The following is a 12,258-nucleotide window of genomic DNA, read 5'->3' as shown; positions in this document are numbered from 1 at the left end:
TTCCTCCGGCGTGGTTCGGTGATCTCAGGCGGGCGGTGCGCGGTGCGCGTCGGGGACCGGTTCGCGGCAGCGGTGCGCCACACGGACTCCGTCCGGCTGGCGGTCGAGGCTGAACGCCCATCGCCCCGAAAGGCCGGCGGCGTCGAGGCCGTCGGCGTTGACGCACGCCGGGTCGATGTGAACCGGGACCCCGGCGGTGACGGCTGTCCAGACGGCCACGGCGCAGCGCGGGCAGGACCGGACGCCGAGCGGCCCCGCGACCGAGCGGACCAGTCCCACGGCCGTGCTCATGCCGTTCCCGCGGCATCAGCGACGGTGGTGTGCTTCTCATCGAGGTCGTTTGGCTGGACGGTCGGCGAGGTCATGGCTCCTCCGTGGATGAGGCGTAGCGCGGGCTGGGGCTGCGGTTCGGGCGGTTTGGCGGCGCGGCGGCACAGCGCACAGGTGGAGGCGCCGTCGGGCCGGAACGCGATCGGGAAGCCGTGCTCGCACTTCTTCTTCGGCGCAGAATTTCGATCTTGTGCGGGTGGGCTCGCGCGTGAAGCGGTGACGGCCGTACGAAGATCAGCTATCGGTGGGGTTGGTCCTGACGGGGTTGGTCTGGGGTTGGTATCGCGTGCCGTCGGATCCCCCACATGCGTGCCATCGGATCCCCCACAAGCCCCGTTGTGCGTGCCATCGGATCCCCCACGGATCTCGTCCGGCTCGGCGTGTGGGGTGTCCACCAGATCCCCCACACCATCGAGGGGGAGAGGCTGTGTGGGGTATCCGTCGGATCCCCCACGACGTCCGCGGCGTTTCGCGTAGGCGGCTGCGGCGGCGGCCTTCACCGCGGCCGGGGTCAGCACGTCGAGGACGTCAAGGAGATCGGACGGCAGCGTCAGCCGGTACTCGTCGCCGTAGCGCTGGCGCCGGAAGCCGGCCCGCACCCGCTCGGTCAGGCCCAGCTCGACGAGCTTCTTCTTGACCGCCTGCGCGACCTGGAGACCGACCTCGGCCTCCACCGCGAGGGTCGCGTCACCGGGGAAGACCTCGCTGCCGTCCGCGTTCGCGTGCGACGCCCAGGCCAGCGCGACGGCCTTGAACGCAGCGGCCGAGACACCGCCGCGGGTGCCTTTGCCGTTGCCGGCAATGACGCCGGTCAGCCGGGCGCGCAGGATGATCTGTTCCCACTCGAACCGCCCGACCTGGCGTAGCTCTCTCACCTCGTATGCCTTTCGGAAACGGCCGGATCGGGGGCGAGCGTGAGATGTCGCCGGTGCGGTGGGGTCTTCGCCAGCCGTGCCGCGAGCCGGGGGTGCAGGGCTGCGGGTGGGTGCGTGAACGGGCTACCGCCGTGCCACCGGTACAGGCCGCCGGTGCGCGGGTGCCGCGACGGGGACACCACGATGTACCCGCCGTCGGCCTGCACGCCGATCCCGGGGCCGAGAAGCCTTGTGCCGGAACGGATCGGCACGCCCGGGTGGGCGTAGATCAGGTGGAGCTTCCCGGAGCCGGTGTCGGCCATGAGCGTGCCGGGCAGCAACCCGTCCGCGTCGAGCGCCGCGAGAGAACGTCGGCCGCCGCCGTCCGGGTCGACCTCGATCGCCGCGAGACCGGACGCGGCCCCGGTCTGGATCGCCAGCAGCCCGGCGGGGTACCGGTCGACCATCGCGCGGATCCGCGCCGGGTCGCGGGTGGCTCCGCCGTGCTGGATGGACCGGCCAACCGTGGGCGGTGTCCTGTCTGGCGGCAGCAATAGGAACACCGGCCACCCGTGCACCGCGTACGCGAGTGCCGCACCGACGAGACTCGGCACCGCGATCGGCGGCACGATCGGGTGGGGCCGCATCTTCGGTCGTGCCGGGAGTGCGCGGGACGGACCGCCGCACGCGGCGCACACGGGGTTGCCGGTGGGTCCGTAGCGCAGGCACGGCGCCCGACAGCGGGCGCACGGGCCGAGATCACGGGCCGTGGGCGCTCGGGGTGTGGGGGCGGGGCCGTGATGGGCGAGTGCGCTCACGCGGCGCACCACCCGTTGTCGCACCCGGAGCCGTCCTCGTCCTCGACGAAGGGCAGGGGAACGACCCCGACGGGCACCACCGCGTCCAGCGGTGCCCCGTAGCGGGAGAGGAACACCGGATCCTTGCCCAGCATGGTCCGGCGCTCGTTCAGCGTGCGCTCCAACGAGACGCACCGGTCGAACAGGTCCGGTTCGTCGTGGCGCATCGCGGTCCACGCCCCGGCCCGGTGCAGCGGGCAGAAGAAGCACGAGGACTTCGGCGGCACCGGCAACCCGGCCGCGCGGATCGTCGCTGCACAGTCGGTGCGCCGCATCCGCAGGTCGAGCAGCGGATACACCAGCCGCTCGTACGGCTCGACCTTGCGCGAGTTCGCCCGGTGGATCTCGTCGAGCGAAATGCCGACGGCGACCATCGCGGGAGTGCGCGCGCTGGCACCGTGCGCGCGCAGCCACCGCCCCACTACCTTGATCTTGAAATCTGCCGTGCACGAACGCGTCCCCGGTGCGCCCGAGGACATCCGGACCGGGATCGGCAGTGACCGCGACCCGTCTCGGGTGAGCCGGCCGAACAGCGTTTCGACGCTGCCGTCGCGACGCTGGCGGTGCAGCTCGTGCAGCGCGATGCCGTGCGCCGCCGCGTACGGGACGGCGACCTCGCGGACGTAGCGCAACGTCGCCGGGTGCTCGGAGTCGTCGCCGACGTTGGCGAACAGGAACGTCGAGATGTCGAGCCGGCCCGTCGCGGCCAGCACGAGCAGACCGGTCGATTGCACACCGCCGCCGTACGCGACAACGCGCGGCGCCCTCGCCGGTGTGGCACAGGTGGGCATGGTCCTCCGTTCAGAAAGCGCGCAGCAGCGGCGTCACAGGAAGTGGGGCCGCACGGCGACCGGGTCGCTCGTGGCGTCGGCGAGGAGGCACGGCGGGTGCTGGCCCGGTTTGGCGGCGCCGGTGGTGAGCCGGGCGAGGATCAGGTCGCCGATGTGCGGCTTCAGCGCTTCGACAAGTCGGGGGTTGCACCACACGACGTCGCGGCGCAGGGCTCCCTGATCGCCAGTGGCCGGGTCGGTGCCGTCGACGTCGATGACGTCGACCCGGATGCCCTCCGCGAACCCGCCGGGTACGGCGACCCGGTCGAGGTGGGCCGTCGGGCGGATCACCAGCAAACGGCCGATGAGGTCGCCGAGCGGCATCGTGTTGTCGATGACGATCGTGGCGAAGTACGTCGTCGTCACTGCGGACCGCCATCGATGGTCAGGGACAGTCCGCGGGGGATTCCGCGCCGCTGCCGGAGGTGACCGGACTCGACCAGCCGGCGCACCTGGTGGGCGACCGCGCCGGTCGAGTGCAGCCCGACAGCCTCGCCGATCTCGCGGTAGCTCGGCGGGTATCCGTACGCCTGCACGTACCGGCCGACCATCCGCAACACGTCCGCCTGCCGGCGGGTCAACACACCCATCGTTCTCCAATCACATATGAACGTCTCTGAAAAGCGAATGCACGAGGCAAAAGAAAAGGCCGACCACGCTGGTCGGCCGCCGCGAGCTACCGCATCAACGACGCGATCTCACGCAACTCTCGAAGTCGTCGCACGTACACCCTGCGTGCCTGAATCTCGGCCTGCTGGCGGTCGGTGAGAGCCGTCATCGGCGCCGGGGGAGTGGACCGATGGATGCGGGTGCGGCGCTGCCCGTCGACGGCCGCGCGGCCCTGGTTCGACAGGCCGGCGGCTCGCCGCAGGGCGGCCCGATACCGCGCGATCAGCGGTCGGTGATCTGGCACCGAGTTCGGCAGCGACACGCACCGACCGGTCACCGCGTGTTCCATGCGGATGTGGGTCCGGCCGTCGGTGCCGACCAGTCGGAAGCCCAGCGAAAGGGCCTCCGCGATCAGCCGGCGGCGGGCGGATGAGGTCACACGTCACCTCCTGGTGGTCTTGAGTTCCCGACCCGTCCGGCAGGTGAGTGTCCAAGGTGGACGGGTCGGTTGATCGCGACGAACGTACGCCTAAAGTGAATGAACGTCAACGTTTCATGAACGCCCCGACGTGGCGGATCCGTTTATGCTGAGCGCCGAGCGGTAACCGACACTTTCTGTCGCTATCGCTCCGCGCGGACGCACGTCCGCGACCGTGAACGCCCCGGGAGGCCGCTCCACATGATGACGCTGGTCGAGCTTCTTGCCGCCAAACGCGGGGACTCCTGGGACAAGTTCGCCAAGCGCGCAGGCATATCGCCCGCGACCGCGCACAAGTACGGCGCTGGCAAGAATGCCGACGTCCCTACCGTTGAGACGATCAACGCCCTTGCCAGGGCGTGCGACGTGCCGCCCGGCCTGATCGTGCTCGCTGCGGCGCAAGGGATCGGCGTCGACATGGACCGCGTCATCGAAGGCTCCGCGCTCGGTCGAGCCCTACCCGACGACGTCGACGAACTGCCGCCCTACGCTCAGCGCCTGATACTCGACACCGCTCAAGCCCTATTAGCTGCCTGGCGAGGTCAACAAGCGCTCCCCGAGCCAACCGACGACGAGGCCGGCATCCCCGCCGAGATGGACGACATCGCACGAGCCGCCCGCCGCAGAGTCGAACGCGCTACCAGTGGACGAGGCACGCCGCGCCGCCGCGCAGAGTCCAATACCTGACCCTGTCGACAGTGTGTGATCAAGTTCAGCCGAAAGAGTGAAGGCGCCCAATCGATCTCCGTCTAAAATGGCTGCTTCGCCGAACGTATGTTCGACAGTCAGCCATCCTCGTGGGCGGGAAGGGTAGCGGGCTTGACGCCGAAGGCCGATCGGTTCGACCCGATCAAGGAACTAGCACGACGGAACATCCCGATTGCATGGGTCAAGGAGGGAAGCTGTAAAGCCACACTCCACAAGGACGAAGGCGTTTTACTCGTCCGCACCGGCCTCACCACCGAACAGTTCACCGAGGCAGTCGCCCACGTTCTCGCCCGCGAAGAGACCCGAGACGACGCCACCGCCGCCCGCCTCGCCGCTGAACGACTCCTACCCCTCGACCTTCTCGCCGTCGGCCTCGCGATCAACGACGGTGGCATCAACGCCACCGCAATCGACCTCGGCGTGTCCACCACCACCATTCGCCGCCGAATGGACAACCTCGACGGCCGCGACCACGCCCATCTCACCGCAGCCATGGCGGCCGTGAAGCGCCAGCGGTTCCCCGGCGGCACCATGTACGCGCTCGCCGCCGTGCAACCCACCACCGCGTAACAGAGAGCGCTCACCTCCAGTAGCGGCCCCGGAATCAAACGGTTCCGGGGCCGTGGTGTGCGCACGGCCACAGTCCTGATTCATCACAAAGAGGACATGGCTGTTCAAAGGATATGAAAAGCGCGAGATGTAGTATTTCGGGTGCACGTGCGCGGCAGGGCGGAGGGGGCATGCAATTTGACCAATGGAGTCTGTTAGTCGCCGTCAGTGCTCTCGTAGCTGCGATCTTGAGCATCCCAGCACTGCAAGCTCCACTTTTGTTGATCTTTAGCTGGTTCAAGAAGGATGCCCAGCGCGATGTCGTCGACTCGACTCAGCCGGCGCCCTGGTACTACGAAGCGCTTTCGTCGCATCGTGAGCGCGAACGCGCAGAAGCGAAACGTCAACTTCTTGACTGGTACACGGGTCTGAATGTTGGCGACGAGGACGCTGAACGTTATGCGGAGTGCTCGACTCGGCAAGTCGTAAAGAATGCGTATGAGCACCTTCGTGATCTGGCTTGCCAGCCGGACTTCGCACTCCCATCTGACTTGGAGGATGTGGTCCGTCGGGCAGTTCGAGCGGAAATATTGAGTATTAAGAGGCGGGATAGCGCCCACGGAGGCATCGCCTGGATGGCTGACGGTTAGGGCAGTCTGGTCCCGAACCCCTATCTGCCTAGAGGAGAGCCGGAGCGGATTATGACATCGGCGAAGCCTAGTAAGGGTAAAAGTGCAACGAAAAGCGCGTCGAGGCGGTTCCGGGAGTCGAGGCGTCGCACAGCCTCCCGATGGAATTCGGCCATCTTGAAAGCTAGGCGACTTGGCGGTGTGCGAGGCCCTCTCCCTCCTGTGTGGTTATCGGACCTTCGCATCAAAGTGGTGGAGGGGTTTGTCGCCTTATCCAATCGCCGGGTGCAAAGTAATCTCGCTGCGGTTGCGGCAATCTTGACCGCCATTTTCATAGCGGTCAAGACGCTTGCCGCATCACTTTCTGGCTTGGTAGTTGGAGAGCCGGCTAATGCCATGGTAAGGATCGAGGATTCGGATCACCGAGAGGTGATGAGTGAGTCCGGCCCGCGGTCTAACGTTAAGGCGGAGCGTCAACGGCAACCCTCCTACGCTGGGAAGCACCGCCGTTCCCCGATGCCGCGTGTTTCGAACAACGTTCTTGCAACGGGAAACTACTGCCGTTAGGCTCCGTCCGCATTCCGTGCAGAATACTTGGCCGAGTTCTGTTCTATCCACGGCCAGGAGAGCCCATGGCGGTTTCGAAAGACGACGAAATTATCGCGACCCAGAACCTCGCCGGGACTGCGAGGACCGCATCGCCATCCGCGTCATGTATGCCCGCATCGCGTGCTCCGCTCGCCGGGCGCGTTCAGCCGGGTCCAGCGTCTGATCGGGGTCGACCTCCCGCTCAAACCGGGCGAGGAAGCCCTTCCGGGCGGGCGCGGTAGCGGCTTTCGGGTCGTCGCAGCGAGCCCATCGGGTGTGCGCAGCCTGGCGCGCGACGAGTGCGCGATCGCTTGGGTTGGCAGCAGGCATCGTCAAAACCTCCCTGTCAGTGGTGAGGACGATGCAACTGCGGCTCCCTTCTGGGCGATTGACCGGTGAGCGGCAAACGTACTCGCACACCGGTCATGTCGCCACGGCGTTTACACCCCGCCCATCACGTCGACCCTGTCGTACGCACGGCGCGCACGGGCACCGCGAGCGCTTCGGCCGTAGTGGCGGATCATCTGCGGTGACGTCCACCCGTTGATTTCCATCAGGTCGCCCTCGGCCCCGCCCGCGTCCAGCCACCGGTGCGAGAACGTGTGCCGGAACATGTGCGGGTGGACCGGGATCCCGAGCCGGCCCCCGCGCCGCGCGATCATTTGGTACACCCCGTCGGGGGTCATGGGCTCGCGGTTGCGGACCCCGAGCCATAGCTTCGGGCTGTCGGCGAGCTTGTGACGCGCCCGGACCCGGAGGTAGCGGTCGATTGCCTGCGCGCACTTGTGGTCGAACTTCACGATCCGCTCGCGATCGCCCTTGCCGATCACGCGGGCGGTGCGGGTGGTGAGGTCGACGTCGTTGATGTCGAGGTTCGCCACCTCGGCCAGCCGGGCGCCGGTGCTTGCGAAGAACCGGATGATTGCCACGTCCCGGCGGGCGTCGAAGCTCTTGCCGTCGCAGTCCTTGATCAGCATCCCGAGCTGGTCGACCTCCAGGACCGGCACGACCCGTTCGCCCGGCTTGGGCGGGGAGAGCTTTGCCATCGGGTTCGGTAGCTCCTCCTCGTCGGAGTGCCACTTGAAGAACTGCTGAAGCGCCCGGTACTGGTTGTTGGCGTAACCGTCGCTGTACCGCTCCATCAACCAGATCATGTAGTGCTCGATGTCGGTCTTCTCGACATCGGCCCAGTCATCGCGGACGACCTTGACGACCTCCTCCGCGGAGGCTCCCGAGTCGAGGAGCCATCCTGCGAACTTCGTCACAGCATCGCGGTAGGTGCGGAGGGTCTTATCGGCTTTGCCGGACGCTCGAAGTGACAGAGCGTAAGGGTTGATCAGGGCCTGCAACCGGCCGATATTGGCCGGGAGGGGCTGCACGAACCTGACCTTTGTCTGGACAGACATGAGAAAGGCGGCCTCTCGTCAAGCGGTCTGCTATGACCGCGAGGGGCCGCCTGCCACAAGTTCGTGCAGGTCAAGCTATGCAAGTGGGCAGGGGCGGGGTCGAACCGCCGACCTTCCGCTTTTCAGGCGGACGCTCGTACCAACTGAGCTACCTGCCCATGATGGGCCTTGCGGTCCTGACGGGACTTGAACCCGCGACCTCCGCCTTGACAGGGCGGCGAGCACTCCAACTGCTCCACAGGACCTGGTCCGGAAACCCGGTCGTGCCCCCAACGGGATTCGAACCCGTGCTACCGCCTTGAAAGGGCGACGTCCTAGGCCGCTAGACGATGGGGGCGGCACCGCTATTCTCGCATAAGAGCCAGATGGCGGTCTTACTCCCCACCCGGCCCCGCCGGAGGCTTGGAAAGCATACGTGATCCCTCTCCCCAGCTCCAAACCGGTTACCCGGCGCGCCGGGTGAACCCCTAGGGCAGGCCCACGAGCTGGTACTTCGACTTGAGCTCCGGCAGGGCGATCTCGTACGCCGCCATCGTGCCGCGGCGGTCGCCGCCGGCGTCGTGGGCCAGCACGATCGAACCCGGCTTAACGCTGTTGCGCAGGGTGCTGAGCACGTGCTGCTTCATGTGTTCGCCGGCCGGGTACTTGGCGACGTTCCAGTCGTCGGTGTCGACCTCCCAGCCGGCGCACGTCATGCCCATGGCCTGGGCGACCTTGATGGCGGTGGGGGTCCACATGCCGCCGGGGTGGCGGAAGTACTTGATCTGCGCACCGGGAACGGCGGCCAGGATGGCGTCGTTCGTGCGCTGCAGGTCTGCGCGGATGGCCTGTTCGCCGCGGGTGCCGAGCTTCAGGTCGTGCTTCCAGGTGTGGTTGCACAGCGTGTGGCCCTCGGCGACGATCTGGCGCACCAGGTCGGGGAACTGCTGGACCTGCACACCCACCAGGCAGAACGTCGCCTTCGCCCCGTTGTTGCGGAGGAGTTCGAGGATCTTGGGGGTGTACGAGGGGTCCGGCCCGTCGTCGAAGGTCAGCGACACCTCGGTCTGGCTGCCGGTGTTCTTCAGGATGCCGTCCGGCGGCGTGGAGACGTTCGACGACGGGGACGAGGACGTCGACGGGGAGGGCGACCCGGACGGGGGTGTGCTGATCGGCTCGCCGCCGGCCGTTCCGCCCGCGAGGCCGGCGGGCTCTGCCGCGACCGGGGCGTCGTGCCAGGTGGCTGACTCCTGGGCGCCGCATCCCATGAGGAAGAGGCCCGTGGCGAGAACGGCGACGAGGGTCGCGATCCGAATGCGGGTCATGGCGGGTACTCCAGGGGTGAGCCGGTCTAACGAGGTGGCTCACGCTAACGAGACGCGTGTGACCTGCGGTTCAACCAAAAGGAGCCCTGGCACAAACCTGGGAGACCGCTATTTTGTGGCCCCGACGAGGAGTTCGACGGCCTCACCGAGGGTGCGCGGGGTGGCCACGCCCGGGGGCAGCGCCTCGATGTTCCAGCCGGGGCCGCCGGCCACGATCAGCATGGGGCGGGAGCGTTCGCCGGTGAACGCCGTGATCTGGCCGATCGCCGCGGTGCGCGGATGGTGCGACCAGAGCAGCATCGCGACCGGCCCGGTCCGGCGCACGGCCGTGCGGAGGGCGTCGGGTGGCACGCGCGCGCCGAGCATCCGGGACGGCACACCGGCCTGCGCGAGGGCGGCGGCGGTGGCCTCGATGGGCAGGCTGTGCTGCTCCTCGTCGGTGCAGGCGAGCAGCACCCGGGCGACCCGGCCGTCGGGCGGCGGCGTGCGGGGCACCGCGCCGAAGACGTCGGAGTAGCACGCCGACACGAGGTGTTCGACGTCGATGAGGTCGCCGGTGCGCCCGTGCCGTTCGCCGATGGCGGCCATGACGGGGCGCAGCACCGCGTCCCACGCGAGGACGACCCCGAGCCGGCGGACGGCCTCGCCGGCGATGTGCCGCACCGCGTCCGCGTCGAGGCGCAGGGCGGCGCGGGCGAGTCCGCGGGCGGCAGGCGCGGCGGCCGGCAGGGCGAGCCCGCCGCCGTCGCGGGCCGCGGACGATACGGCCGGCAGGGTCCGCGCGGGGGAGACCGCCCGGCGTAGCGGCCGCGTGATCTCCATCGGCCGTTCCCGCACCCACCGGGCAGCCTCTCCCGGGGGAACGCCGTCAGCCGTCAATCGCTGCATGAGTTCGAGGCGGGCCACGTCCTCGTCGGTGTAGCGGCGGTGCCGACCCGGCTCGTGGCGGCTGGGTCCGAGGTTGTAACGCTGGTGCCAGGTGCGCAGGGTGGTGACGGCGACGCCCAGGCGGCGGGCGACCGCCCCTGCGGTGAGGCCGTCATCGCCCATGTGTCGCTCCCGCCTGCACGGACAGCACACCGGCGAGCCACGGAACATACTCGGCCGGCCGCTCGGCCAGGTCGGCCCGGAGCACGTCGAGGTCGATCCAGTGCAGCGCGGCGACCTCGGCCGGGTCGGGCCGCAGCGGGGTACCGGCGTCGACGTGCCCGACGAGCACGTGGTCGTACTCGTGCTCGACCCGGCCGGTGGCGGCGTCGGTGGCCCGGTACAGGTAGACGCCGGCGTCGGTCAGGTCCGCGGCGCTGAAGTCCACTGTGGACAGGCCCAGCTCCTCGCGCAGCCGCACGGCGGCGGAGTCGACGGGAGAAGAGCCGGGCGCCGGATGGCCGCAACAGGCGTTGCCCCAGCGCAGCGCGAACCGCGTCTTCACGGCCGAGCGCTGCTGCAGGAGCACCCGCCCGGCGTCGTCGAGGAGCAGCACGGAGAACGCCCGGTGCAGCGTCCCGGGTGCCCGGTGGGCGTCGTCGACGGTGGCCGTGCCGGTGGGCACACCGTCGTCGTCGACCAACTCGACGAGCAGCGACTCGCGGTCCATCATCGGACTCCCGTCACGCGCTGGGCGGCGAGCCGCCCGGAGATGAGCACCATCGGCACGCCGACGCCGGGTTGCGTCCCGGAGCCGACGAAGACCACATTGGACAGTCCTCTGTGGAGGTTCGTGGGGCGGAAGGGCCCGGTCTGCAGGAGGCTGTGCGCCGCGGCGAACGGCGTCCCGGCCGCCATGCCCTGATCCTCCCAGTCGGCCGGGGTGGTGATCGCCTCGACCTCGACACCGGCGCCGAAACGCACGTAGCCGCGTTCCTCCAGGGTCTCGACGATCTCGTCCCGGTACGAGGCGCGCAGGCCGCCGCGCCAGTCGAGCCGCCCGCCGGAGAGGTTCGGCACCGGCGCCAGAACGTAGTACGTGTGCCGCCCGTCGGGTGCCACGGAGGGGTCGCTGCGGCTGGGGTTGGTGACGAGCAGCGACGGATCGCTCATCAGCATGCCGTCCCGGATCACCTCGTCGAACGTCGTGCGCCAGGACCGCCCGAAGTGGATGTTGTGGTGCGCGATGCGCGAGTAGCCCTGGGTGGATCCGACGTGCAGCACGACGCACGACGGCGAGTAGCGCAGGCGCGGCGGTTCCTCGTTCAACAGGGAGAGCGCCGCGGGGACGTCGGGGTTGAGCACCACCACGTCGGCCGGGATGCGATCACCGTCGGCGGTGACCACGGCCCGGGCGCGTCCCATGGACGTCTCCACCCGGGAGACCGTCGTGTCGTACCGGAACGTCACGCCGTGCTTGGACGCGGCGCCGGCGAGGGCCCGCGGCACGGCCGAGATGCCGCCGCGCGGGAAGTACACGCCGGCGACGGAGTCGAGGTAGGCGATGACGGCGTAGAGGGCGAGCGCCTTCTGCGGCGCGAGCCCGGCGTACATCGCCTGGAACGAGAAGATCCGCCGGGTGCGCGGGTCCTTGAAGAACCGGTCGACGGCGGGCTGGAGCCGGCCGAACCCGCCGCTCGCGAGCAGCCGCAACAGGTTGCCGGTGAGCAGGTCGCGCGGGGTGTCGAGGTTGCGCCCGATGAAGTCGTCGCGCTCCAGTGCCCAGAGCCGGCGGGTCCAGTCGACGAACCGGAGGTAGCCGTCGGCCTCGCGCGGCCCGCACAGGTCGGCGATCTCGGCGGCCATCCGCGTCGGTTCAGTGATGACGTTCAACGTCGAACCGTCGGGGTAGTGCGCCCGGTATGCGGGATCCAGCCTGGTCAGCTCCAGCCAGTCGGACAGCTCCTCGCCGACCGCCGCGAGGGCCTCGGCGACCAGGTCCGGCATGGTCAGCACGGTAGGCCCGGTGTCGAACTCGTACCCGCCCAGGCGCAGCCGTCCGGCCCGTCCGCCGGGCTGCGACTCCCGCTCGAGCACGGTGACCTGGCGGCCGGCGCCGGCGAGGTGCAGGGCCGCGGCGAGCCCGCCGAGGCCCGCTCCGACGATGACCACCCGTTCGGTCGGCCCGTCCACCGTGCGCATCCGCTTCTCCCTCGCCGACCGTATCCCGGAGTGTTCGGCTGGTCGGT

At 69.0% G+C, this 12,258-nt stretch carries 15 protein-coding genes and 3 tRNA genes; 3 read left to right on the top strand and 15 right to left on the bottom strand.

Annotated elements, in window-relative coordinates; all coding sequences use genetic code 11:
- Nucleotides 1-24 precede the first annotated feature (24 nt).
- The 7 genes from Val02_RS34390 to Val02_RS34360 all read right to left on the bottom strand — a co-directional run bounded on the left by Val02_RS34390 (nt 25) and on the right by Val02_RS34360 (nt 3,919).
- Nucleotides 25-291, bottom strand: coding sequence for a hypothetical protein (locus Val02_RS34390; protein ID WP_203903461.1), 267 nt, complete (start codon nt 289-291; stop codon nt 25-27).
- The gene (locus Val02_RS34385; RefSeq protein WP_203903460.1) at nt 288-1,205 is read right to left on the bottom strand and encodes a hypothetical protein; all 918 of its coding nucleotides are present in this window, start codon (nt 1,203-1,205) and stop codon (nt 288-290) included. The genes Val02_RS34390 and Val02_RS34385 overlap by 4 nt, the downstream gene beginning before the upstream one ends.
- Nucleotides 1,202-1,831 carry a bifunctional DNA primase/polymerase gene (locus tag Val02_RS34380; protein ID WP_203903459.1) on the bottom strand — a complete coding sequence of 210 codons (630 nt, stop codon included), beginning with the start codon at nt 1,829-1,831 and terminating at the stop codon, nt 1,202-1,204. The genes Val02_RS34385 and Val02_RS34380 overlap by 4 nt, the downstream gene beginning before the upstream one ends.
- A 167-nt stretch (nt 1,832-1,998) precedes the next feature.
- Nucleotides 1,999-2,775, bottom strand: coding sequence for a phosphoadenosine phosphosulfate reductase (locus Val02_RS34375; RefSeq protein ID WP_239153555.1), 777 nt, complete (start codon nt 2,773-2,775; stop codon nt 1,999-2,001).
- Nucleotides 2,776-2,865: 90 nt separating this feature from the next.
- The gene (locus Val02_RS34370) at nt 2,866-3,237 is read right to left on the bottom strand and encodes a hypothetical protein (RefSeq protein ID WP_203903457.1); all 372 of its coding nucleotides are present in this window, start codon (nt 3,235-3,237) and stop codon (nt 2,866-2,868) included.
- Nucleotides 3,234-3,461, bottom strand: coding sequence for a LexA family protein (locus tag Val02_RS34365; RefSeq protein WP_203903456.1), 228 nt, complete (start codon nt 3,459-3,461; stop codon nt 3,234-3,236). Before Val02_RS34365 ends, Val02_RS34370 begins: the two co-directional genes overlap by 4 nt.
- 86 nt (nt 3,462-3,547) lie before the next feature.
- Nucleotides 3,548-3,919, bottom strand: a complete 372-nt coding sequence (locus Val02_RS34360; protein ID WP_203903455.1) for a hypothetical protein — start codon at nt 3,917-3,919, stop codon at nt 3,548-3,550.
- Between the two features lie 240 nt (nt 3,920-4,159).
- On the opposite strand from Val02_RS34360, the gene Val02_RS34355 reads away from it, so the two are divergent.
- The 3 genes from Val02_RS34355 (at nt 4,160) to Val02_RS34345 (ending at nt 5,865) form a co-directional block, all read left to right on the top strand.
- Nucleotides 4,160-4,645: a helix-turn-helix domain-containing protein gene (locus Val02_RS34355; RefSeq protein ID WP_203903454.1), complete on the top strand. Its 486-nt coding sequence runs from the start codon at nt 4,160-4,162 to the stop codon at nt 4,643-4,645.
- A 132-nt stretch (nt 4,646-4,777) separates the two neighbouring features.
- Entirely contained in the window at nt 4,778-5,236 is a 459-nt protein-coding gene (locus Val02_RS34350; protein ID WP_203903453.1) for a hypothetical protein, read from the top strand.
- 170 nt (nt 5,237-5,406) lie between these two features.
- Nucleotides 5,407-5,865 carry a hypothetical protein gene (locus Val02_RS34345; RefSeq protein ID WP_203903452.1) on the top strand — a complete coding sequence of 153 codons (459 nt, stop codon included), beginning with the start codon at nt 5,407-5,409 and terminating at the stop codon, nt 5,863-5,865.
- Nucleotides 5,866-6,872: 1,007 nt separating this feature from the next.
- On the opposite strand, the gene Val02_RS34340 is transcribed toward Val02_RS34345, so the two are convergent.
- The 8 genes from Val02_RS34340 to crtI form a co-directional block, all read right to left on the bottom strand.
- Nucleotides 6,873-7,811, bottom strand: a complete 939-nt coding sequence (locus tag Val02_RS34340; protein ID WP_239153554.1) for a tyrosine-type recombinase/integrase — start codon at nt 7,809-7,811, stop codon at nt 6,873-6,875.
- A 111-nt stretch (nt 7,812-7,922) separates the two neighbouring features.
- Nucleotides 7,923-7,996 (bottom strand) — tRNA-Phe (locus Val02_RS34335).
- A gap of 13 nt (nt 7,997-8,009) precedes the next feature.
- Nucleotides 8,010-8,083: transfer RNA gene (locus Val02_RS34330), tRNA-Asp, on the bottom strand.
- A gap of 19 nt (nt 8,084-8,102) precedes the next feature.
- Nucleotides 8,103-8,175, bottom strand: a tRNA-Glu gene (locus Val02_RS34325).
- 130 nt (nt 8,176-8,305) lie between these two features.
- Entirely contained in the window at nt 8,306-9,142 is an 837-nt protein-coding gene (locus tag Val02_RS34320) for a polysaccharide deacetylase family protein (protein WP_239153553.1), read from the bottom strand.
- A 108-nt stretch (nt 9,143-9,250) separates the two neighbouring features.
- A complete protein-coding gene (locus Val02_RS34315; protein WP_203903450.1) occupies nt 9,251-10,192 on the bottom strand; it encodes a MerR family transcriptional regulator in 942 nt (313 codons plus the stop codon).
- On the bottom strand, nt 10,182-10,742 hold the full coding sequence (idi, locus tag Val02_RS34310) for an isopentenyl-diphosphate Delta-isomerase (protein ID WP_203903449.1): 561 nt from the start codon (nt 10,740-10,742) through the stop codon (nt 10,182-10,184). Before idi ends, Val02_RS34315 begins: the two co-directional genes overlap by 11 nt.
- Nucleotides 10,739-12,211: a phytoene desaturase family protein gene (gene crtI, locus Val02_RS34305; protein WP_203903448.1), complete on the bottom strand. Its 1,473-nt coding sequence runs from the start codon at nt 12,209-12,211 to the stop codon at nt 10,739-10,741. Before crtI ends, idi begins: the two co-directional genes overlap by 4 nt.
- Between the last annotated feature and the right edge of the window lie 47 nt (nt 12,212-12,258).

The organism is Virgisporangium aliadipatigenens, from assembly GCF_016863615.1.
Lineage (GTDB): Bacteria > Actinomycetota > Actinomycetes > Mycobacteriales > Micromonosporaceae > Virgisporangium > Virgisporangium aliadipatigenens.
Note: the sequence above shows the minus strand (reverse complement) of the source record. Positions and strands in the feature narration are given on the sequence as shown.